This window comes from Mesorhizobium sp. M1006, assembly GCF_040318825.1.
Classification (GTDB): domain Bacteria; phylum Pseudomonadota; class Alphaproteobacteria; order Rhizobiales; family Rhizobiaceae; genus Mesorhizobium.
In genome coordinates, this window is sequence record NZ_JAMYMZ010000012.1 from 147,960 (window position 1) to 165,208 (window position 17,249).

The window sequence follows — 17,249 nt, forward strand, 5'->3', positions numbered from 1 at the left end:
GCCTGCTTGCTGCATGAGGCGGTGTCAGGCTTCCGGCACCCGTAATGGCTGTGAAACGCCTTGCGCCGGCGCGTGCTATCGGGCAAACCGGCGTTCATTTCGCGATTTTTCCCGCCCGGGGTCTTCCATGTCCACACAGGTTTCGCCGCTCGCGCCGAAGAAATATGCCAAGATGCCGGTGATCGAGGGCGTGCGCATCGCCACCGCCGAGGCCGGCATAAAATACAAGAACCGCACCGACTTGCTGGCCATGGTGTTCGACGCCGGCACCACCGTCGCCGGCGTGTTCACCAGGTCGAAATGCCCGTCGGCGCCAGTTGATTTCTGCCGGCAGAACCTCGTGGCTGGCAAAGCACGCGTGCTGGTCGTCAATTCCGGCAATGCCAATGCCTTTACCGGCCAGAAAGGCCGCGCCTCGACGGCACTCACGGGCGAGGTGGCGGCGAAAGCGGCCGACTGCACAGCGGGCGAGGTGTTCCTGGCCTCGACTGGCGTGATCGGCGAACCGCTCGACGCCGGCAAGTTCAGCCATCTGCTGGCCGGTCTCGTCAAGGACGGCAAGCCGGAATTGTGGACCGAAGCCGCCAAGGCGATCATGACTACCGACACCTATCCCAAACTGGCGACCGCGACGGTCAAGCTCGGCGATGCCGACGTCACCATCAACGGTATCGCCAAGGGCGCCGGGATGATCGCGCCCGACATGGCGACGATGCTTTCCTTCATCGCCACCGATGCGCCGATCGCAGCACCGGTGCTGCAGGACCTCCTGTCGCGCGGCACGGCCAAGACCTTCAACGCGGTTACCGTCGACAGCGACACCTCGACCAGCGACACGCTGCTGATGTTCGCCACGGGTGCTGCCGCCAGGCGCGGCGCGCCGGCAATTTCCGACCCCAAGGATGCGCGCCTCGGCGCGTTCCGCCGTGCCCTCGGCAAGGTGCTGAAATCGCTGGCACTACAGGTGGTGCGCGACGGCGAGGGCGCCCGCAAGCAGGTCGAGGTCACCGTCACCGGAGCCAAATCGGCCCGCTCGGCCAAGCGCATCGCGCTGTCGATCGCCAATTCGCCGCTGGTCAAGACGGCAGTCGCCGGCGAGGACGCCAATTGGGGCCGCGTCGTCATGGCTGTCGGCAAGGCCGGCGAACCGGCCGACCGCGACCTTCTGTCGATCTGGTTCGGCGACAACCGCCTGGCCTATCAGGGCGAGCGCGACGCCGCCTATTCCGAGGAGGCGACTTCGGCGTATATGAAGCGCGACGAGATCCGCATCCGCGCCGATATCGGCATCGGCCGCGGCAAGGCGACGGTGTGGACCTGCGATCTCACCAAGGAATATGTCGCAATAAACGGCGATTATCGGAGCTGATGGCGTTGGCTTCCAGACATCCGGCAAGCGTGTTGGCGATCGTGCGCCGCTATGAGGCGGCCGGCTTTCGCGCCTGGCCGGCGGCCGCCGTCCATTATGACGGCACCTGGGTGGTGCGGCTGACGGCCGGCCACCCGGCCAAGCGGCTGAACTCGGTCAATCCGCTCGATCCGGGCGACATCCAGCACATTGCCGAGCGCATCGGTCGCGCCAGCCGCCGCTTCGACGCCTATGGCAGGCCGCTGACCTTTCGCATCTCACCGCTGTCGGGGCCTGATCTTTCGAAGTACCTCGACAGCGAAGGCTGGAGTACGTTCGCGGAGTCGCTGGTCATGCGGCTGCCGCTGGCGGACGCCGCGCTCGACGACGCCATGGACCAGATTCCGTTGAAGGACATCAGCCGTTTCATCGGCGCGGCGCTCAAGGTGAGCGGCTCGGATGTGTCGCTGCGGCCGGGCCTGTCGGAGATCATCGGCGCCATCCAGCCGGAGGCCGGGCTGTTTGCGCTGGAGGCCGGCAGCGAACCGCTGGCAACGTTGATCTGCGTGCATGACGGCGACCTTGCCGGCCTGTTCGAGATCGCCACCGACAGGTCGGTGCGCAACCAGGGCCATGGCCGCCATCTCATCCGGTCGGCGCTGAAATGGGCGCGGCTGCGTGGGGCGCGGGAAGCCTGGCTGCAGGTCGAGGCGGACAACGCGCCGGCGCTGGCGCTCTACCGTTCGCTCGGATTCGACGAAGTCTATCGCTATCGCTATCGCCGGCCACCCGGCGCATGAGCGGCTTGGATACGATCGGCAAACGCCTGCTCCTGGTCGCGGCGTGCGCGCTGGTCGACGCCGACGGGCGCGTGCTTTTGGCGCAGCGGCCCGAAGGCAAGCAACTCGCCGGCCTGTGGGAGTTTCCGGGCGGCAAGGTCGAGCCCGGTGAGACGCCGGAACAATGCCTGATCCGCGAATTGTACGAGGAGATCGGCATCGAAACCGACATCCCTTGCCTGGCGCCACTCACCTTCGCCAGCCATTCCTACGATGATTTTCACCTGCTGATGCCGCTGTTCGTCTGCCGTCGGTTCCGCGGCATTGCCCAGCCGAAGGAAGGCCAGGTGCTGAAATGGGTGCGGCCGCGCCAGATGCGCGATTTTCCAATGCCGCCGGCCGATGCCCCGCTGATCCAGTTCCTCATCGATCTGCTGTAGCCGCCGACCTGCCGTAAATCGGGCAGCGCCGCAACGCGCCGGCAGCAGCGTTAATGAAAGATTTATCTGACCGTGAAAAATTGACGCTAGGCGGTTTCGCCGATTCCACCGCTGGGGAGCGATTTGCATGAGCCTTGAAAAGGACTGGGACTCGCCTTGGCCCGACCGCCTTCCTGGCGCCGCCAATGCCGGCATGGGAATATTGCGCATCGCTCTCTTGTTCGGCTCGGCCGCGGTGGCTCTGGCCTTGATCGCGACGCCCTACCTCGACAGCCGGACCCGCTCGCAGTTTGCCCGCGACGGGCTGGATACGATGAGCACCGGCTCGATCGGCCAGCGCGACAGCTATACGCTACGCAAGAGCGTGCTGCAGCCGCTGCCCAGTTCGGTCTGCGTTATACGGGCCGATGGCAGAAGCAGCGGCGACTGCTGACTCCTCAACAGATCTCTAGGATTCGGCTGTTTCCTAGAATGCAGCTGGTTCACCGCGCGTTAAGCCTGTCGCATTAACCTTTCTTAACGGGTCGGCGCTAGGTTCGGGCAAGAGGGATAGGCGCCCATGAAAATGTTGCTGCAACGATTTTTAGAAGACGAGAGGGGTGCGACGGCTATCGAATATGGTTTGATCGTCGCCGTGCTGTCGCTTGCCATTGTCGCTGGTATTGGCCAGGCTGCCGGCGCCATCCAGTGGTTGTTCAGCGACAACAGCAGCAAGCTTGCCAACGCTTTTGCACAGTGACCTGCTTAGCTTTTGCGTGGGATACGCTTAGCTTTTGCGCAAGGATGCGCTCAGGGGCCGCCGGGGTTTTCCAGGATTGTCTTCAGCGATATTTTTGCGGAGCCCGGCTTCAGCGGCTTTTGCTGAGAGGCATCGGGCGCCCAGCCTGACATCCAGACCACCGAGAAACTCGCCCTGACGCGGCCATCGGCATCCGAAAACCGCTCCGCATAGATTTCGGCGGCGCGCGCGAACAGCGCTCGCGTGCCCGGCCGCCTGCTGCGGTCGACAAGCGCGCTGGTCTCGCCCATGGCGCGCAGATCGGCGACCAGGCCAAATAGCGAATCGTAGCGCACCGTGATCGTCTCGACGTCGGCAACTGGCAGTGCCAGGCCGGCGCGCTGCAGCAGCGCGCCGGCGTCGCGGACGTCGGTGAACGGGATCACACGCGGGCTGGCGCCGCCATAGAGCTCGGTCTCGGCGGCAAGCAGGCTTTCGCGCAGTTCGGAGAGTGTGCCTGTGCCGGCGAAGGCGCCGAGGAAAAGCCCGTCCGGCTTCAGCGCCCGGCGGACCTGCACCAGCATGCCGGGAATGTCGTTCATCGCCTGCAGCGACAGCAGCGAGACTGCGAGGTCGAGGCTTTCCGGCTCGAATGGCACGGTTTCCAACGGCGCCAACAGTCCTGGCTGGCCACCCAGGAAAGCGGCGTCGGCCTCGACGCGCACGTTTTCCGTCACCTTGCCGCTTTCGGCGAGCACCTCTGCTGCTGCCGGCGTCTGGCAAAACAATGAGGCCGCCTTGCCGAACCTGCGTTCGACGGCGCCGAGCCGGTCGGCAAGATCCTCGGCCGCCCGCCGCATGAGGAAATCCGCGCCGGCGATGGGACGGGCCAGTGCCCGGCGCTTGCGCGCCAGCCAGAGCGAGGTGTCGATTACAGGCTGCAATGGGCAGGTCCTTGTGCTTCGCTCTCTGATATAGTGATGCGGAGGACCAACCACGTGGCCGATCCCATGCCAGAGATCAAGCGTATTGCGATCAAGAGCATTGCCCGCAAGGCATTGGGCTGGCCAGCGCGCCTCTTGTTCCCGCCGGTCTGTGCCGGCTGCCGCCGCCATGTCTCGCAGCCCGGCGTGTTGTGCGGTGCCTGCTGGCCGAAACTCAGGTTGCTGGAACGGCCATGGTGCCCGGTGATGGGCACGCCGTTCACCCACAATATGGGTGAAGGGTTCCTTTCGGCGGAGGCGATAGCCGACCCGCCGCCGTTCGAGCGCGCGCGGGCGGCGGTTGCCTATTCCGGCGTTGCCCGCCAGATGGTGCAAGGGCTGAAATACCAGGACCGCACCGATCTGGCGCCGTGGATGGCGCGCTGGATGCTTCGCGCCGGTGCCGAACTCATCGCCGAGGCCGACGTGGTCGTGCCGGTGCCGCTGCACTGGCGGCGTTTCTTCCGACGGCAGTTCAACCAGTCGGCGGAACTGGCGCGGGCGGTGGCGCAGCTCGGGGAGCGACCTTTCGCGCCATCAGCCATCAAGCGCATCAAACTCACGCGCCAGCAAGTCGGGCTGGAGCGGCGGGAACGCGAGGAAAATGTTCGCGCCGCATTCAAAGTGCCTGATGAGGCGGAGATCGAAATCGCCGGCCGCCGGGTGCTGTTGATCGACGATGTCTACACCACCGGCGCCACCGTCCGCGCGGTCGCCAGGGCATTGAAGAAGGGCGGTGCCGGCGCGGTCGACGTACTGACCTTCGCGCGTGTGCTGCCGGGGGACTTTCGGGCCGACGAATCGGCGCCTATATAGCCTAGATGACAGCGGAACGAGGCAGGGTTGCTGACCGATGGTCGATGTGACGATCTACACGCGGATGATGTGCGGCTATTGCACCGCGGCCAAGCGGCTGCTCGACAGGAAGGGTGTCGCCTATACCGAGCACGACGCCTCCTTCTCGCCGGAACTGCGCCGGGAAATGATTTCCCGGGCCCACGGCCGTTCCACCTTTCCGCAGATATTCATCGGCGACACGCATGTCGGCGGCTCCGACGATCTCCACGAATTGGAGGCGGAAGGACGGCTGGACAGATTGCTCGCCAACGGCTCGACCAGATAAGGACATGACGATGGGTGCTTTCAAGGCGGCGGCGATCCAGATGCGTTCGGGAACCAGCCCGGAGCGCAATGCGGTCGATCTGGAACGGCTGGTGCGCGAGGCGGCAGGCCTTGGCGCGAGCTACATCCAGACCCCGGAAATGACCGGCGCGTTGATCCGCGACAGCCAGGCGCGGGCCGCTTCCTTCACCTCCGAAGACAAGGACGTCATCGTCTCGATTTCGCGGAAGCTGGCCAAGGAGCTCGGCATCTTCCTGCATATCGGCTCGACCGCCATTCTGCGCGCCGACGGCAAGCTTGCCAACCGCGCCCTTCTGTTCGGGCCGGACGGTGCCACCATTGCCACCTACGACAAGATCCACATGTTCGACGTCGATCTCGACAATGGCGAGAGCTGGCGCGAATCCGCCGCCTATGAGCCTGGCACCGAGGCTGTCGTCACCGAAATCGAGGGCGCGAAGCTGGGCTTTGCCGTCTGCTACGATCTGCGCTTTCCGCAACTGTTCCGTGCCGAGGCGCTGGCCGGCGCCGATCTGCTTTCGGTGCCCGCCGCCTTCACCCGCCAGACCGGCGAAGCGCACTGGCATGTGCTGCTGAGGGCGCGCGCCATCGAGAACGGCGCCTATGTGGTCGCCGCCGCGCAAGGCGGAGTGCACGAGGACGGCCGCGAAACCTATGGCCATTCGCTGATCGTCGATCCCTGGGGCCGCATTATCGCCGAGGCGGCGCATGAGGAGCCGGCAGTGATCGTCGCCGAGATCGACCCGGCGGAGTCAGTCGCCGCGCGCAAGAAGATACCGAATCTCAAGAACGCACGCGATTTTGCGGTAAACGCCGGTTCGGCGGAGGCAATGCCGCTCAGGGGTGCCGCCTCTTGATCCGCTTTTCCCTGATCTGCGAACACGAGCACGAATTCGAGGCCTGGTTCCGCAGCAACGACGATTTCGACACCCAGAAGAAGCGCGGCTTCGTCGACTGCCCGGCCTGCGGCTCGCACAAGGTCGACAAGGCGCTGATGGCGCCTGCCGTCTCCACCGGGCGCAAGCGCGAAAGCATCGCGCTGGCCATGGGCGAGGCGCAGAAGCAGGCGCTGGTGCAGCTCAAGGCCATGGCCGACAAGGTGCGCGAGAATGCCGACTATGTCGGCGACAAATTCGCCGAGGAAGCGCGCAAGATCCATTTCGGCGAAAGCGATCCGCGCGGTATCTATGGCGAGGCGACGCTGGACGAGGCCAAGAGCCTCGCCGAAGACGGTGTCGAGTTCATGCCTATTCCAAGCTTCCCCGACGACCGCAACTGAGGAAAGTCTTGCCCCATCCGGAGAAGACTGAAAAGCGGCGTGGTTCAGAGGTAGTGATCCGTGTTTTCAGCTGGTTGGCTATAAAGTCGATCGACAAGAGGACGATCGATGGGTTGCCAGTTTTCTATAATGGCGAGAGCGGCGGGAAAGATGCAGATAAGGTTGCCGCCGCGCTGCGGTTGATTCAGAAATTTGACCCTGTTCGATACAGCCGTCTGGTCCGCGATCTCAAACGGATCTGGATTACAATCAATCCAGGTGCCGCTGCGCAATTTGTGAAATCGACTTCGACTTGCGAGCTCGATCGGCGATTTGTTCTAGGCGAGCACACGCTGAGCGACCAGATCGCCAGCGCGATAGTGCATGAGGCGACGCATGCGCGTCTCCATCAGCGAGGCATTGGCTATGAGGAGGAATTGCGCTACCGGGTGGAGTGGGTTTGCATGAGACGTGAACTGGCTTTTGCGGCGAAACTGCCGGACGGGGCGAGTATTCGTCAATGGGTCGAAGCTCGACAAACGGAACCCTCGGATTTTTCCAATGTAGCGATGAATGGTCGGCAAATTGATAGCGCGCGTGATGCCTTGCTCCATCTCAATGCTCCAGGTTGGCTGGCAGACTTGATCGTCTTTTTCGCCCGGCGGCGATATCAGAGGCGTATCAGGCGACAAGAAGCTGAAGCGCATTTCGACAAGCGAAAATGATGCTCCGTTTCGCTTGTGGGATTCGCTTCCGCCCAGAGCGGCGATGCCGCCCCCTGCACAAGCGTCCGCAATTTCAGGCCGAGCAGCAAGGATGGGGCTCGCGGGCAACCGTTTCGCTGCTTCTTTCATGCCCACTGCCTGACGGGCTTGCTTCACTTGACGGAGTTGCTTCCGCATAGGCTGCAAACTGGCGTTCAAGCGCCTTGACTGCACTGCTGCGCCAGCCCTCCGCCAGGGATTCCGACATGGGATCGGGGAAGATTTCCTCTTCGCCGTTCTCCACGCCGTCCAGGATCGCTCGTGCGACAGACTCCGGAGAGGCTTTCGCGATGTCCAGGCCCCGTGTCATGTCCGTGTCCACCGGGCCGGGAAGGACCCTGTGGACGCTGACACCCCGTCCGGCCAAAAGGGTGCGCAACGACTGCGACAGCGAAAACGAGGCCGCCTTCGAGATGGAGTAAGCCGGACTGAACGGCACGGCGGCAATCGAGGCCAGCGACAGAATGTTGACGATGGCTCCCCGCGACCGGGCGAGCAACGGCAGCAGAGCCTGGGTAACGTCGTACGAGCCGAAGAGGTTTACGGCGAGCTGTTGTTCGAGCACACGACGGTCGCTGAGGTCATCGATGGGCGATACGCCGGCGTTGTTGATGAGGATATCGAGAGCATCGATCTTCTCGACGGCCTCCCGGATCTGCGCAGCGTTGGTCACATCCATGGTCAGGGGCGTCACACGCCGGTCCGGATGAGCCATCGGTTTGCGGGTTGCGGCATAGACGCGCTTTACGCCTCTGCTCAGGGCTTCCTCGACCAGTGCCCGACCGATGCCCCGATTGGCTCCAGTCACCAGGATGGTTGTACCTTCGATCTTCATTGCGTCTCTCCTAATGCTTATCGTTGTGTTCGAGCGTTGGCGCGCCGCAACTCAGGTTGGCTACAGTCGCCGTTGTCGATACGACTGGTTGGTGAGATGGACTTAGCGCCGGATGTCGAAGCCATGGGAGTGACAAGTGTGACGGGATTCCGATGGACTCGCTGATCACCGCCGCGGCGCATGCGCTTGCGGCGGGCGATCCGCTCGGCGCCTTGAAGCGGGTTGCGCTGCGCGACGATGCGCCGGCACTGGCGTTGCGCGGTATCGCGATGGCGCAGCTTGGCGACCTGGTTCGGGCGAAGGTTCTTCTCAAGAGGGCGGCGCGCGCATTCAGCCCGAGGGAGGCCGTGGCCCGCGCGCGGTGTATCGTCGCCGAGGCCGAGATCGCGCTCGTCTCGCGCGACCTTACCTGGCCGGCCAAGGCACTCGACGCCGCACGGGCGACGCTTGAAAAGCATGGCGACCGTGTCAACGCCGCGCATGCGCGCAACCTCGACGTTCGGCGCCTGCTGCTGATCGGCCATCTCGACGAAGCCGAGCGCAGGCTGGACGGCTTCGATCCCTCGCCGCTGCCGCCGGCATCGCGGGCCGCCCACGAGCTGGCTGTCGCCGGCATCGCCATCCGCCGCTTGCGGACCGGTCCTGCGCGCGCCGCGCTCGGGCTGGCGGCGCGGGCGGCGCGCGCGGCGGGCATCCCCGCGCTGATCGCGGAGGTGGAGAGCGCATCGCTGGTGCTGGACACGCCGGCCGCGCGCCGTGTCGCGCGTGGCGGGGAACGGCCCCTCCTGCTCGATGAAGTCGAAGCGCTCCTGGCGTCGGGGGCGCTCGTGGTGGATGCATGCCGCAATGTCGTGCGTGTCGCAGACACCGTCGTCTCGCTGGCGACCCGCCCGGTGCTGTTCGCGCTGGCCCGCGCGCTGGCCGAAGCCTGGCCGGGGGACGTGGCAAGAGCGACGCTCATTGCGCGCGCTTTCCGCGGAAAGGACGCGGACGAATCACATCGCGCACGATTGCGCGTCGAAGTCGGGCGGCTTCGCGCGGAGCTTCGGAGCTTGGCGGATGTGAGCGCGACGAAGCGGGGCTTTGCGCTGGCCCCGCGCCGCGCAGGTGAGGTCGTCGTGCTGGCGCCACCCGTCGAAGAAGAGCATGCCGCCGTGCTCGCCTTCCTCGCGGACGGCGAGTCTTGGTCGAGTTCGGCCCTGGCGATTGCGCTTGGAGCCAGTTCGCGTACCGTGCAGCGAGCGCTCGAGCAGCTCGCCCAGGCCGGCAAGGTGCAGTCGTTCGGCCGCGGACGGGCGCGTCGCTGGATGACCCCGCCGCTGACGGGTTTCCCGACAATCTTGTTACTCCCCGGCCCACTGCCGGGCTACTAGGATGGAATTATGGAACGATCCGCAGCCGAAATCCTTCGAGAATATGGACCCTTTCCGGGTGTCGACCACGTGGACGGCGTTACCTTCGACGGTGAGCATGTCTGGTTTGCCTCAGGCGACAGATTGAACGCCTTCGATCCGGCGAGCGGCAAAGTGGTGCGCTCGATCGACGTCGCGGCACACGCCGGAACGGCCTTCGACGGCCAGCACCTCTATCAGATCGCCGAGGATCGCATCCAGAAGATCGATCCGAAGAATGGCCAGGTCCTGGCGACGATCCCGGCGCCCGGCAATGGCGGTGATTCCGGGCTCGCCTGGGCCGAAGGAACACTCTGGGTCGGCCAGCATCGGGGCCGAAAGATTCATCAGGTCGATCCCGAGACAGGGGCAATCCTTCGCACCATCGTTTCCAACCGCGTCGTCACCGGCGTCAGCTGGGTCGACGGCGAGCTGTGGCATGGCACCTGGGAGGGTGAGGAGAGCGATGTCAGACGGATCGATCCTGAAACGGGAAAGGTCCTTGAGAAGCTCGATATGCCGCCGGGAACAGGCGTGTCGGGGCTCGAATCCGATGGCGGCGACCAGTTTTTCTGTGGCGGCGGAAACAGCGGCAAGATCAGAGCTGTTCGCCGGCCCAAACGAGGCTCGGCGACCAGGATTTAAGCTTTCCACCCTCTCGGCCGGCCCTCTTGGCCGCCCTGGGTTAGCCTAGGCTCGCTATCAGTTTTTCGAGCAGGCGAGCCAGCATGATCTGCTCCGGGCGTATCAGGCCGGAAAGTATCTGGTGCTCGTTGGCGACGTGAGCGGTAACCGCCTCGTCAATCAACGCCAGACCCTTTTTAGTCAGCTGCACGACAATGCCGCGGCGATCGTCGGGGTGCGGCCCGCGCTTGATCAGGCCGGATTTCTCGAGCCGATCGAGGCGGTTGGTCATCGCGCCCGACGTTACCATCGTCGCCTCGTAGAGAGCCGTCGGCGTCAGCGCGTATGGCGGCCCGGAACGACGCAGCGTCGCCAGCACATCGAATTCTCCGGATTGCAGCCCGTAACTTGCAAACAGCGGCGCCAGCCGCTCTCGTGCGATCAGCGAGGCGGCCTCGTTCAACCGTCCGAGCACGGCCATCGGCGAGACATCGAGATCCGGCCGTTCCTTTTTCCATTGCCCGATCGCTTTTGCTGCGCGATCCATGTCTCTCACCGTTATGTATCTTGACGTGAAGAATCTTTACCTTATCTTACCTCAGCTTGCGATATTGGCCAAGTGCCGCGAACGGGCGACGGGACGGTGCGATGAAATTTCTCTGGGACTCGGCGCTTGGCCTTCTGGTTGTCACCGGTGGACTGCTCGGCCTGACGCTGCCGTTCGGCAAGATCGCGACGGCGGCCGGCGTGGCCGCCATGGTCTGGGCCTTCGTCATCTCGCTTGGTGCCGGCGGCGTGCTTTTGTGCGCATTGCTGCTCAACGGGAAGCGCATGCGGCTTACGCCGCACAGGCTGCGCTATTTCTTCGTCACCGCGGCCGTCTCATATGCAATCCCCAATCTGCTGATGTTTTCAGCCATTCCGCATCTGGGCGCCGGCTACAGCGGCATCATGTTCACGCTGTCGCCGGTCGTCACGCTGGTGTTCTCGATGCTGCTCGGCGTCAGGCGCCCGACCATGCTGGGCATCGTCGGCATAGTCGTCGGTTTCGTCGGCGCAGTCATGGTGGCGGTGACGCGCGGCGAAGCGGGCCAGCCGGCCGAATTTTTCTGGGTTGCGATGGGCCTGCTCATCCCGGTCAGCCTCGCCGCCGGCAACATTTACCGTACCGTCGACTGGCCCGAAGGCACCGGCCCGATCGAGCTCGCCGTCGGCAGCCACCTGGCAGCAGCCTTGATGCTGTTTGCCGGCATTCTGGTCCTGCTTGGCGGCAATGCATTCGGCTCGCTCGGCGGCGTGCCGCTGGTCGCAGCGGCACAGGTGGCATCAGCCTCGGCGATGTTCGCCTTCTTCTTCCGCCTGCAAGCGGTCGGCGGCCCGGTCTATCTCAGCCAGATCGGCTATGTCGCGGCGGCGGTCGGGCTGTTTGCCGGGACCCTCTTCCTCGGCGAGCGCTATCAACTGCTGACCTGGGCCGGTGCCGTCATCATCACCGCCGGCGTGTTCATCACCACCAAGGCGCAAAGCCAGAGGCCATAGAGGCCAGAAGGCGTAAGCTTCAGACGGATGCCTTCTCCGCCAGCACCATGTAGTTGACGTCCATGTCCTTCGAGCGCTGCCAACGGTCGGCGAGCGGGTTGTAGGTGACGCCGGTGCGGTCGATGACGGTCAGGCCGGCGCCGGCAAGCGCCTTTTCCAGTTCCTCGGGGCGCACCAGCTTGCCGAACTGGTGGGTGCCGCGTGGCAGCCAACGCAGCACATATTCGGCGCCGATGATGGCCAGCCCCAGGGCCTTCAGCGTGCGGTTGATGGTGGCGACGAACATGATGCCGCCGGGCTTTACCATCTCGCCGCATTTGGCCAGGAACAGATCGACATCGGCGACATGCTCGACCACTTCCATGTTGAGGATGACGTCGAATTTTTCGCCGGCATCGGCAAGGTCTTCCGCGGTCGTGGCGCGATAATCCACGCTCACGCCGACTTCCGCCGCATGCAGCTTGGCCACTTCGATGTTGGTGGCGGAGGCATCGGCGCCGACCACTTCGGCGCCAAGCCGCGCCATCGGCTCGCACAGGAGCCCGCCGCCGCAGCCGATGTCAAGGAAGCGCAGGCCTTCGAACGGCCGTGCCGCACGCGGATCGCGGCCGAAGCGGGCCGCCACCTGGTCGCGGATATAGGCAAGCCGGATCGGGTTGAACTTGTGCAACGGGCGGAACTTGCCGTTCGGGTTCCACCATTCGGCGGCAAGGGCGGAAAAGCGTTCCACCTCTCCGGCATCGATCGTCGATCGTCGGGGCTCAGGCATGGCGTGGTCTCCTCGGACGCTAGGAAGTCGGGCGCGAGGCTGCGAATGTCAAGGCGCGAAATTCACCGCCGGCGGTGCGATGCGCGCGATGCCTTCCGGCGCCGCCTTTTGCCGGCTGCATTTGTGTCAGCACGTGTCAGTTGATGGTGTGCCGGAAGGAAACGCCTAGGCTTTGGCGGACGAAGCAGAGACATCGGGTTCGGAGGAGTGCGCAATGATGCGAGCGGTTGCTTCCATTCTTTGGCGCCGGCTTGACCAGGAAGGCCACGACGCTTGCCTTCTGTCGGAAGCGAGTTCCGGGTGGAACCTCAGGGGACACGCGCTTTTCGTCCAGGACGGCGAGCCGTGCAGCATCGCCTACGAGGCGGACTGCGACGCCGATTGGCATACACGATCGGCGCGCGCCGACGGCTTTTTCGGCACGCAACAGCTGCATTACAGGATCGACCGGCTGACCGAGCGCCAATGGACGCTGAACGGCGAGCATCAAGCGGAAGTCGACGGTCTCATCGATGTCGATCTCGGCTTCACGCCCGCCACAAACCTTTTGGCGCTTCGCCGCTTTGCCCTCGATGTCGGTATGGCGACGCCCGCGCCGGCAGCCTATCTGACATTTCCCGAACTCAGGCTCGTTCGCCTCGAGCAAACCTATCAGCGCGTCGATGCTGCACATTACGCCTATGCCGCCCCGATGTTCGGCTACCACGAGACACTGGAGGTCTCGCCGCTCGGTTTCGTCCTCGACTATCCGCGCCTGTGGCAGGCCATCGTGCGGACGGGCTGAACCGCCCGCGTTGGGAGTGCAGCTGGCCGGTGTGGCTTAACGGCAAATTTACGATATTGGCGGTTTCTTAACGTTGGGTCAGTGTTTGGCATTTAGATTGCTGTCCGAGTAGGGGCAGCCCGGTGCGCATAAGAACCCAGATAGTCGCGACATTGTTCAGCGCCGTGGCCTTGATCGGCCTGGTCGGCGGCGTTGCGATCGTCTCGCAGATATCGCTGACCAAATCCGTGGCGCTGGCCGAGGCGACAAGCGTCGCACGGCAGCTGGCCGAAACTATTGCCTTCAGGGCGTCGGACGCGCCGCGTTCATTATTCGAGAGACCCGATGGGCTCCGCGAATTCGTGACTTTGCAGCACGGCCGCTCGAAACGCGATCTCGTCATCGTAGACAAAAACAAGGTTATTTTCGCCGACGTTCCGGGAGAAGAGCAAAATATCGGCACGACGTTCGACTACGATCCCGGCAATGAAATCGCCCGGACGATTGACGACGGCGTGCCGCGCAACTTCGTCGAGGCCAGTGCCGACGTGGCCGATCCGATTGACCTGGTTGCGGTGCCGATCGAGGATGCACCCGGCAAGATCGTCGGCGCCGTCCTGTTCGAGTATACGCCGCTGCTGCGTGCCGCGCAGCAGCGCACGAACGATATGCTGTGGCTTGTGGGCCTGTGTACCGCGGCAGCCGTGCTGATCGCGGCGGCCTCCGCCTTCCTGTTGTTGCGAGGCTTCAGTAAAGGCCTTGCTGGTCTCAACCGCGGCATCGAATCGCTGGCGCGCGGCGACGCCGGGGCCCGTATCGGCCGCACCTCCGATGACGAGTTCGGACAGTTGGCGCAAGGGTTCGACACTATGGCCTCCGAAATCGAAGCCTCGCGCGCTCAACTTGTCGATCAGAAGGCCTACATCGAAGACATCGTCCAGACCGTTGCCGAAGGCATCGCCGTCATCGACGGCAAGGGTCAGGTCGTGTCCGTCAATCCGGCGGCAGCCGAGATCATCGGGCGGCGCAGCGACAAGGTCGTGGGGCAGGACTGGCAGTCGGCCCTGGATATCAGGGGGCCGTCGGGAGACAAGCCCGCGTCGGGAACATCTCCGGTCGAACTGGCCATGACCACCGGCCGCCGCCACCAGAATGAGGTGAGGCTGGCAAAGCCGGATGGGACCTCCTTGCCCGTGGTCGTCAGCTGCAATCCGCTCAACCGCGCCGATGGCGGCATCGTGCTGACGCTCAGCGACATCAGCGACCTGCGCAGTGCCGAGCGGGCGGTGCACGATCGTGCCGAAGAACTGGCGAGGCTCAATCGTGAACTGAAAGAGACATCGGAGGCCACGACCCGCCTGGTCAAGCTCGGCGAACTGCTTCAGGCCTGCGTCACTTTTCACGAGGCATTTTCCGTCGTCGGCTCCGCCATGCCTGATTTCTTCGGCGGATTGAGCGGAACCGTTCATCTGACCAGTGCGTCGCGCAACCTGGTGGAGGAGATGGCGCATTGGGGCACCATCCGGTCGAGCGTCGGCCAGTTCGGACCGGAAGATTGTTGGGCGCTGCGCGCGGCCAGGAGCACGTCGCCGGTCCAGGCATGCTGACGCCGCGCTGCAACCACATCACCGAAAATGGCGGCCGCGGTTATGTCTGTATGCCTCTAGCAGCGCAGGGAGAGACACTTGGCATCCTGCATCTGTGCGAGCCGAATGCCGTTGACAAGCCGGAGTGGCTTGCCGAACGGCAGCAGATACTGCGTGGCGTCGTCGATACGCTGGCGTTGGCGCTTGCCAATCTGCGCCTGCGCGAGACGTTGCGGCAGCAGTCGATCCGGGATCCCAACACCGGGCTCTACAATCGCCGCTACCTTGAGGAGACCAGCAGCCGCGAGCTCAGGCGCCTGGAACGTGCCGAGCAGCCGCTGACGTTGATCATGCTCGACGTCGATCATTTCAAGCAGTTCAACGATACGTTCGGCCATGAAGCTGGGGATCTCGTCCTCAAGCAGGTGGCCGCCACGCTGGTCGACCATGTCAGGGAAAGCGACGTGGTTTCGCGCTACGGCGGCGAGGAATTTGCCTTGATGATGCCGGGAACGTCACTGGCCGATGGCGCCGATCGCGCCGAAGCTCTGCGAAAGGCGATCAAGCAGCTGCATGTCACGCATCGCGGCCGCACGCTCGGCACCATCACCGCGTCGTTCGGGGTCGCCGCCTTCCCGGAGCTCGGCGCCTCATGGGCGGAGATCGTCAATGCCGCGGATCGCGCTTTGTATCAGGCAAAGGCTGAGGGCCGTGACCGCGTCATCGCCGGAGCGGGTCTCGCCCGTGTCGAGCAGCAAAAGCCAAAACTCACCAAGAGCGTGGCTTGAAATCTGGTTGATGGACGGGGCAAGGCGACGGAATCCTCACCGCCTTGCGAAACCGCTATCATTTGGCTAAGGAGGCCGCGCATTGAGCGCCCGGCCACAGCTTGGCGCATTTTTCCGCTTTTCGGCCTCCGGTCCGGCATCCAGTCAAAGGCATTTCGCTTCTATGGCGCGCATCGTGATGAAATTCGGCGGAACCTCCGTCGCCGACATCGCCCGCATCCGCAATGTGGCGCGTCATGTCAAACGCGAGGTCGACGCCGGCCATGAGGTCGCCGTCGTGGTCTCGGCGATGTCCGGCAAGACCAACGAGCTCGTGCAATGGACGCGCGAGGCCTCGCCGATGCACGATGCGCGCGAATATGACGCCGTGGTCGCGTCCGGCGAGCAGGTCACCGCCGGCTTGCTGGCGATCGCCCTGCAGAATATCGGCGTGCATGCCCGCTCCTGGCAAGGCTGGCAGATCCCGATCAAGACCGACAACGCGCATGGCGCGGCGCGCATTCTCGATATCGACGGCGGATTCCTGATCAAGCGCTTCGGCGAAGGCCAGGTGGCGGTGGTCGCCGGTTTCCAAGGCATCGGGCCGGACAACCGGATCGCAACGCTCGGCCGCGGCGGTTCCGATACCAGCGCTGTCGCCATCGCGGCAGCGGTCAAGGCCGACCGCTGCGACATCTACACCGACGTCGACGGGGTCTATACGACCGATCCGCGCATCGAGCCGAAAGCGCGGCGGCTGGCCAAGATTTCGTTCGAGGAAATGCTCGAAATGGCCTCGCTGGGGGCCAAGGTCCTGCAGGTACGCTCGGTCGAGCTTGCCATGGTGCACAGGGTGCGTACTTTCGTGCGGTCGTCCTTCGACGATCCCGATGCACCCGGAATGGGGGATTTGCTCAATCCGCCGGGAACGCTTATTTGCGACGAGGAAGAGATCGTGGAACAGCAGGTCGTCACCGGAATTGCCTATGCCAAGGACGAGGCGCAGATTTCGCTGCGCCGCGTCGGCGACCGGCCGGGCGTCGCCGCCGGCATTTTCGGGCCGCTGGCCGAGGCCAATATCAACGTCGACATGATCGTCCAGAACATTTCCGAGGACGGCAAGTTCACCGACATGACCTTCACCGTGCCATCCGGCGACGTCGACAAGGCGCTCGCCGTGCTCGAGCGGCTGAAGGCGACGATCGGCTACGACGTGGTGCAGTCGGAAGCCGGCATGTCGAAGGTCTCGGTAATCGGCATCGGCATGCGCAGCCATGCCGGCGTCGCCGCTACCGCCTTCAAGGCGCTGGCCGACCGCGCGATCAACATCCGCGCCATCACGACGTCCGAAATCAAGATTTCGATCCTGATCGACGGTCCCTATACGGAACTAGCAGTTCGCACTTTGCATTCCGTGTACGGTCTGGATAAGCAGTAGCAGACTGCATCGGCCCGAAAATCGGAATCGATTTTCGGAAGGCAGGATGCAGCGGATCGAAAATCTTGGAGCGGTCTTTATGCGTCCAATTGGACGACAGCGCT

Annotated in this window: 21 protein-coding genes; 17 read left to right on the plus strand and 4 right to left on the minus strand. The window is 64.1% G+C overall.

Going from position 1 to position 17,249, the window contains the following annotated elements:
* Positions 1 to 127: 127 nt before the first annotated feature.
* The 5 genes from argJ (at position 128) to NKH60_RS14580 (ending at position 3,306) form a co-directional block, all read left to right on the plus strand.
* Positions 128 to 1,369 carry a bifunctional glutamate N-acetyltransferase/amino-acid acetyltransferase ArgJ gene (gene argJ, locus NKH60_RS14560; protein WP_352831709.1) on the plus strand — a complete coding sequence of 414 codons (1,242 nt, stop codon included), beginning with the start codon at positions 128 to 130 and terminating at the stop codon, positions 1,367 to 1,369.
* A complete protein-coding gene (locus NKH60_RS14565) occupies positions 1,369 to 2,148 on the plus strand; it encodes a GNAT family N-acetyltransferase (protein ID WP_352471332.1) in 780 nt (259 codons plus the stop codon). Before argJ ends, NKH60_RS14565 begins: the two co-directional genes overlap by 1 nt.
* Entirely contained in the window at positions 2,145 to 2,567 is a 423-nt protein-coding gene (locus NKH60_RS14570) for a (deoxy)nucleoside triphosphate pyrophosphohydrolase (protein ID WP_023677979.1), read from the plus strand. Before NKH60_RS14565 ends, NKH60_RS14570 begins: the two co-directional genes overlap by 4 nt.
* A gap of 127 nt (positions 2,568 to 2,694) precedes the next feature.
* On the plus strand, positions 2,695 to 3,000 hold the full coding sequence (locus NKH60_RS14575) for a hypothetical protein (protein ID WP_023677980.1): 306 nt from the start codon (positions 2,695 to 2,697) through the stop codon (positions 2,998 to 3,000).
* A gap of 126 nt (positions 3,001 to 3,126) precedes the next feature.
* Positions 3,127 to 3,306, plus strand: a complete 180-nt coding sequence (locus NKH60_RS14580; RefSeq protein WP_023677981.1) for a Flp family type IVb pilin — start codon at positions 3,127 to 3,129, stop codon at positions 3,304 to 3,306.
* A 50-nt stretch (positions 3,307 to 3,356) separates the two neighbouring features.
* Here the strand turns inward: NKH60_RS14580 and NKH60_RS14585 are convergent, their stop codons facing one another.
* The gene (locus NKH60_RS14585) at positions 3,357 to 4,229 is read right to left on the minus strand and encodes a methyltransferase domain-containing protein (RefSeq protein WP_352577157.1); all 873 of its coding nucleotides are present in this window, start codon (positions 4,227 to 4,229) and stop codon (positions 3,357 to 3,359) included.
* Positions 4,230 to 4,283: 54 nt separating this feature from the next.
* Here NKH60_RS14585 and NKH60_RS14590 point away from each other — a divergent pair, with 54 nt between their 5' ends.
* From NKH60_RS14590 to NKH60_RS14610, 5 genes are read left to right on the plus strand one after another with little or no spacing between them, the layout of a single operon-like run.
* Positions 4,284 to 5,084, plus strand: a complete 801-nt coding sequence (locus tag NKH60_RS14590; RefSeq protein ID WP_352831713.1) for a ComF family protein — start codon at positions 4,284 to 4,286, stop codon at positions 5,082 to 5,084.
* A 37-nt stretch (positions 5,085 to 5,121) separates the two neighbouring features.
* Positions 5,122 to 5,391, plus strand: a complete 270-nt coding sequence (grxC, locus tag NKH60_RS14595; protein WP_352577153.1) for a glutaredoxin 3 — start codon at positions 5,122 to 5,124, stop codon at positions 5,389 to 5,391.
* A 10-nt stretch (positions 5,392 to 5,401) separates the two neighbouring features.
* Positions 5,402 to 6,268 carry a carbon-nitrogen hydrolase family protein gene (locus tag NKH60_RS14600; protein ID WP_352831715.1) on the plus strand — a complete coding sequence of 289 codons (867 nt, stop codon included), beginning with the start codon at positions 5,402 to 5,404 and terminating at the stop codon, positions 6,266 to 6,268.
* On the plus strand, positions 6,265 to 6,690 hold the full coding sequence (locus tag NKH60_RS14605) for a DUF1178 family protein (RefSeq protein WP_352743859.1): 426 nt from the start codon (positions 6,265 to 6,267) through the stop codon (positions 6,688 to 6,690). The genes NKH60_RS14600 and NKH60_RS14605 overlap by 4 nt, the downstream gene beginning before the upstream one ends.
* Before the next feature lie 8 nt (positions 6,691 to 6,698).
* Positions 6,699 to 7,394, plus strand: coding sequence for a hypothetical protein (locus tag NKH60_RS14610; protein ID WP_352816584.1), 696 nt, complete (start codon positions 6,699 to 6,701; stop codon positions 7,392 to 7,394).
* Between the two features lie 73 nt (positions 7,395 to 7,467).
* Here the strand turns inward: NKH60_RS14610 and NKH60_RS14615 are convergent, their stop codons facing one another.
* Positions 7,468 to 8,268: an SDR family NAD(P)-dependent oxidoreductase gene (locus tag NKH60_RS14615; protein ID WP_352831717.1), complete on the minus strand. Its 801-nt coding sequence runs from the start codon at positions 8,266 to 8,268 to the stop codon at positions 7,468 to 7,470.
* A 152-nt stretch (positions 8,269 to 8,420) separates the two neighbouring features.
* Between NKH60_RS14615 and NKH60_RS14620 the strand changes: the two genes are divergently transcribed.
* Together NKH60_RS14620 and NKH60_RS14625 are read left to right on the plus strand one after the other, a co-directional pair.
* Entirely contained in the window at positions 8,421 to 9,641 is a 1,221-nt protein-coding gene (locus tag NKH60_RS14620; protein WP_352831719.1) for a winged helix-turn-helix domain-containing protein, read from the plus strand.
* A 9-nt stretch (positions 9,642 to 9,650) separates the two neighbouring features.
* Complete coding sequence (locus NKH60_RS14625; RefSeq protein ID WP_352471321.1) at positions 9,651 to 10,304, plus strand: Vgb family protein; 654 nt, start codon at positions 9,651 to 9,653, stop codon at positions 10,302 to 10,304.
* Positions 10,305 to 10,344: 40 nt separating this feature from the next.
* Here NKH60_RS14625 and NKH60_RS14630 read toward each other — a convergent pair whose 3' ends face one another.
* On the minus strand, positions 10,345 to 10,830 hold the full coding sequence (locus NKH60_RS14630) for a MarR family winged helix-turn-helix transcriptional regulator (RefSeq protein WP_352633862.1): 486 nt from the start codon (positions 10,828 to 10,830) through the stop codon (positions 10,345 to 10,347).
* A 101-nt stretch (positions 10,831 to 10,931) separates the two neighbouring features.
* Here NKH60_RS14630 and NKH60_RS14635 point away from each other — a divergent pair, with 101 nt between their 5' ends.
* Complete coding sequence (locus NKH60_RS14635; RefSeq protein WP_352503215.1) at positions 10,932 to 11,822, plus strand: DMT family transporter; 891 nt, start codon at positions 10,932 to 10,934, stop codon at positions 11,820 to 11,822.
* A gap of 19 nt (positions 11,823 to 11,841) precedes the next feature.
* Here the strand turns inward: NKH60_RS14635 and ubiG are convergent, their stop codons facing one another.
* Complete coding sequence (ubiG, locus tag NKH60_RS14640; RefSeq protein WP_254816707.1) at positions 11,842 to 12,591, minus strand: bifunctional 2-polyprenyl-6-hydroxyphenol methylase/3-demethylubiquinol 3-O-methyltransferase UbiG; 750 nt, start codon at positions 12,589 to 12,591, stop codon at positions 11,842 to 11,844.
* 214 nt (positions 12,592 to 12,805) lie between these two features.
* Between ubiG and NKH60_RS14645 the strand changes: the two genes are divergently transcribed.
* The 4 genes from NKH60_RS14645 (at position 12,806) to NKH60_RS14660 (ending at position 17,145) form a co-directional block, all read left to right on the plus strand.
* Positions 12,806 to 13,375: a putative glycolipid-binding domain-containing protein gene (locus NKH60_RS14645; RefSeq protein WP_352542483.1), complete on the plus strand. Its 570-nt coding sequence runs from the start codon at positions 12,806 to 12,808 to the stop codon at positions 13,373 to 13,375.
* Between the two features lie 122 nt (positions 13,376 to 13,497).
* A complete protein-coding gene (locus NKH60_RS14650) occupies positions 13,498 to 14,961 on the plus strand; it encodes a PAS domain-containing protein (protein ID WP_352872556.1) in 1,464 nt (487 codons plus the stop codon).
* Positions 14,865 to 15,728 carry a GGDEF domain-containing protein gene (locus NKH60_RS14655; protein ID WP_352872558.1) on the plus strand — a complete coding sequence of 288 codons (864 nt, stop codon included), beginning with the start codon at positions 14,865 to 14,867 and terminating at the stop codon, positions 15,726 to 15,728. The genes NKH60_RS14650 and NKH60_RS14655 overlap by 97 nt, the downstream gene beginning before the upstream one ends.
* Positions 15,729 to 15,891: 163 nt before the next feature.
* A complete protein-coding gene (locus NKH60_RS14660) occupies positions 15,892 to 17,145 on the plus strand; it encodes an aspartate kinase (RefSeq protein WP_352471486.1) in 1,254 nt (417 codons plus the stop codon).
* The last annotated feature ends 104 nt before the right edge of the window (positions 17,146 to 17,249 follow it).

Bases quoted from the DNA above. Each gene is read 5' to 3' on its own strand.
- NKH60_RS14575 (WP_023677980.1), top strand. From the start codon at position 2,695: ATGAGCCTTGAAAAGGACTGGGACTCGCCTTGGCCCGACCGCCTTCCT.
- NKH60_RS14635 (WP_352503215.1), top strand. From the start codon at position 10,932: ATGAAATTTCTCTGGGACTCGGCGCTTGGCCTTCTGGTTGTCACCGGT.
- NKH60_RS14615 (WP_352831717.1), bottom strand. From the start codon at position 8,268: ATGAAGATCGAAGGTACAACCATCCTGGTGACTGGAGCCAATCGGGGC.
- NKH60_RS14620 (WP_352831719.1), top strand. From the start codon at position 8,421: ATGGACTCGCTGATCACCGCCGCGGCGCATGCGCTTGCGGCGGGCGAT.
- NKH60_RS14570 (WP_023677979.1), top strand. From the start codon at position 2,145: ATGAGCGGCTTGGATACGATCGGCAAACGCCTGCTCCTGGTCGCGGCG.
- NKH60_RS14600 (WP_352831715.1), top strand. From the start codon at position 5,402: ATGGGTGCTTTCAAGGCGGCGGCGATCCAGATGCGTTCGGGAACCAGC.
- NKH60_RS14645 (WP_352542483.1), top strand. From the start codon at position 12,806: ATGATGCGAGCGGTTGCTTCCATTCTTTGGCGCCGGCTTGACCAGGAA.
- ubiG (WP_254816707.1), bottom strand. From the start codon at position 12,591: ATGCCTGAGCCCCGACGATCGACGATCGATGCCGGAGAGGTGGAACGC.
- argJ (WP_352831709.1), top strand. From the start codon at position 128: ATGTCCACACAGGTTTCGCCGCTCGCGCCGAAGAAATATGCCAAGATG.
- NKH60_RS14580 (WP_023677981.1), top strand. From the start codon at position 3,127: ATGAAAATGTTGCTGCAACGATTTTTAGAAGACGAGAGGGGTGCGACG.
- grxC (WP_352577153.1), top strand. From the start codon at position 5,122: ATGGTCGATGTGACGATCTACACGCGGATGATGTGCGGCTATTGCACC.
- NKH60_RS14625 (WP_352471321.1), top strand. From the start codon at position 9,651: ATGGAACGATCCGCAGCCGAAATCCTTCGAGAATATGGACCCTTTCCG.
- NKH60_RS14660 (WP_352471486.1), top strand. From the start codon at position 15,892: ATGGCGCGCATCGTGATGAAATTCGGCGGAACCTCCGTCGCCGACATC.
- NKH60_RS14630 (WP_352633862.1), bottom strand. From the start codon at position 10,830: ATGGATCGCGCAGCAAAAGCGATCGGGCAATGGAAAAAGGAACGGCCG.
- NKH60_RS14565 (WP_352471332.1), top strand. From the start codon at position 1,369: ATGGCGTTGGCTTCCAGACATCCGGCAAGCGTGTTGGCGATCGTGCGC.